This window comes from Saccharopolyspora aridisoli, from assembly GCF_004348445.1.
Lineage (GTDB): Bacteria > Actinomycetota > Actinomycetes > Mycobacteriales > Pseudonocardiaceae > Saccharopolyspora > Saccharopolyspora aridisoli.
In genome coordinates this window covers 1-300 of the sequence record NZ_SMKV01000083.1, presented here as the reverse complement: position 1 = coordinate 300, position 300 = coordinate 1, and the positions used below count along the sequence as shown (strand labels likewise).

At 66.0% G+C, this 300-nt stretch carries 1 pseudogene; it reads right to left on the bottom strand.

Annotation, left to right across the window (positions count from 1 at the left end):
• Positions 1-200: 200 nt before the first annotated feature.
• Positions 201-300, bottom strand: a pseudogene (locus tag E1161_RS26930) (Crp/Fnr family transcriptional regulator); the annotation flags it as partial.

The following is a 300-nucleotide window of genomic DNA, read 5'->3' as shown; positions in this document are numbered from 1 at the left end:
GACCCCTTTCGCCTTTGCGTTCGGCCGTTGGACGTAGCAGGGGTGGACCGCGTTGCGCTCGAGGTTCAACGTGAATTTCACGGACGTATTCCGGCTGCCACGCGCACGCAAAGGACGCGCGTCGGCTGAAGAGCTCGGGAAGGAGCCCCGAACTCTTCAGCCGACGCGCGTCAGCTTCGCGATATGTGTGACGTCGCCGCTCAGCGAGCGCGGCGGGCCAAGCGCTCCGGATCAAGGATCAGCACGCTCTTGCCCTCAAGACGCAGCCAGCCGCGGTGCGCGAAGTCCGCGAGCGCCTTG